The sequence below is a fragment of the Methanoculleus sp. UBA413 genome (assembly GCF_002502935.1).
GTDB classification, from domain to species: domain Archaea; phylum Halobacteriota; class Methanomicrobia; order Methanomicrobiales; family Methanoculleaceae; genus Methanoculleus; species Methanoculleus bourgensis.
In genome coordinates, this window is record NZ_DAQR01000093.1 from 41,750 (window position 1) to 43,642 (window position 1,893).

A 1,893-nucleotide genomic window follows, 5' to 3' on the forward strand; every position below is an offset into this window, starting at 1 on the left:
CCGATCCTGATCGCGGGCATCACCGCGATGGTGCGGCGGGTGCTGACCTTCGGGGTCGAGCACCTCGATCCCATCGATATCGGCATGACGCTCGCTGCAATCCTCGTTCTGACTGTCGCGACCATCTATATCGGCCGCCAGGAACGCGCTGATTACTATTAGGCAGTGTGCGGCCGGGAATAGGCCCCATACTTCATCTCCAGCCATCCAGAGCTGATTTTGCCGCCCACCGCATGAGGCGCGGCGGGAGGGCAAACCCGCGAAATTCAGATGAGTGGACCATTTGGCCTTAGCTTGATGAGGGGGCACGGGAGTGTCGGCAGCCGCACGCGAAGGCGCGGAGAACGCGAAGGGGACGATACCGCCCAGCAACCGAACTTCGTGTCCTTCGCGCTCAACGCGAGAGAATTCATGGTGCGGAGCGATAGGCTGTACGCAGGAAAGCGACCTATTCCCTGGACAGGGGACCGTGGTGGCTATCGCATTGGGGGAGGGGGCAGGAGAGGGGGTAACTCACCGTGCCTCAAAGACATCTGAAAACTGGCTCCTGATCTGGTTCAGGCGCTCATCCTGGAGCTTGATGCTTGTCGCCATGCTCTTTATGGCCCGCATGATGTTCTCGCCCATTCCCGCCCGGGTATCCTTGATGCTGTAGGTGGTCTCCAGGATCTTCAGGAGGCGCTTATTGATGTCGACGCTCTTTGAGAGGCGCTCATACTCGTCGATGATCCGATGGTCCACGCCGGCTTCGCGCGCCCGCTCGATGTCTGCAGCGATGGAGTGCCGGCGTGCCAGCACATGTTCAATGGCTTCGTAGAGCTGGTGATGTGTGGTGGGCTTGAGGATATAATCCTCGATATAAACGCCGTATTGGTTGGCCTCTTCAGGCGTGAGGGGTTTTGCCGTCAGCATGAGGACCGGGATGTTGCGCGTTTCAGGGTTGGTCTTGATCTTCTCAAGCGTCTCCCACCCGTCCATCGGCTCCATCATGATATCCAGGAGGACCAGATCAGGGGTGGTCGACTTCAACGTTTCCAGGCACTCCCCACCGCTAAAGGCAGTGATAGGTCTGTATCCTCCACGCTCAAGCATCGTAACAAAGACATCGACGATCATGGGGCTATCATCGACGATAAGTATCGTATACATCACGCCACCTCTCCGATCCTGGCTGCTATGTCAGATAGCTGCCTCTGTACTGTTGGGAGATCTGCAGACTTATCTATTACCGCTGTGATCAGGGCGGTCTCTCCCGCACTCACAATGAGGATAGTAGCGTCGGTTGCGGTAATGGTGACCATGGACGGCCGCTGTATGTGCACGCTGCCGCAAGCCGCCTCCGCCGACGCAAGGACTGTTGCGCTCATTGCTGCAAAAAGAGACGATGACAGGCCGCTCTCCCGGAAGTACTTACCCATAACCAGGCCCTCGCATGATACGAGGGCACACGCAACGACACCGGCAACGGACCGGATCTCGTCGATGCATTCCTGAGTTTCCTCTTCCGCGGAGGGATGGTGACTCATTTCTCAACCCCGGTTTCTACCATGGACATATATGCATCACATGATATATGAATATCGAATCGGTTGCCGCTTCAGGCTCACGTGTATCCCATTTTTGACTGTGATTGGAAGATATGTGTAGTCTCCGGGGGCAGAGGAGGCTACTTCCGCCCGAGGTGGCTCTCCAGGGCACCTCATACTGCCACACCGCGGGTTGCCTCACGCCCGCAAAAGTTAGATGCCTCGATGAAGTAATGGAGCGTTTCATCTTACCTTGAGGGTGCGTGGGAGTGATCGCCAGTCTTGCGCGGAAAGCCACGCGTGAGAACGCGAAGGGGACTATACCGTCCAGCGACCGAACTCCGCGGCTTCGCGCCCTTCGCGTGAG

At 57.5% G+C, this 1,893-nt stretch carries 3 protein-coding genes; 1 reads left to right on the forward strand and 2 read right to left on the reverse strand.

From position 1 onward, the window contains the following. Nucleotides 1-9 precede the first annotated feature (9 nt). Complete coding sequence (locus BP858_RS07690) at nt 10-162, forward strand: phosphate-starvation-inducible PsiE family protein (protein ID WP_286879217.1); 153 nt, start codon at nt 10-12, stop codon at nt 160-162. Nucleotides 163-513: 351 nt separating this feature from the next. On the opposite strand, the gene BP858_RS07695 is transcribed toward BP858_RS07690, so the two are convergent. Further along, the gene (locus BP858_RS07695) at nt 514-1,149 is read right to left on the reverse strand and encodes a response regulator (protein ID WP_062261198.1); all 636 of its coding nucleotides are present in this window, start codon (nt 1,147-1,149) and stop codon (nt 514-516) included. Next, nucleotides 1,149-1,526 carry a roadblock/LC7 domain-containing protein gene (locus tag BP858_RS07700; protein WP_062261194.1) on the reverse strand — a complete coding sequence of 126 codons (378 nt, stop codon included), beginning with the start codon at nt 1,524-1,526 and terminating at the stop codon, nt 1,149-1,151. The genes BP858_RS07695 and BP858_RS07700 overlap by 1 nt, the downstream gene beginning before the upstream one ends. Nucleotides 1,527-1,893: the final 367 nt, after the last annotated feature.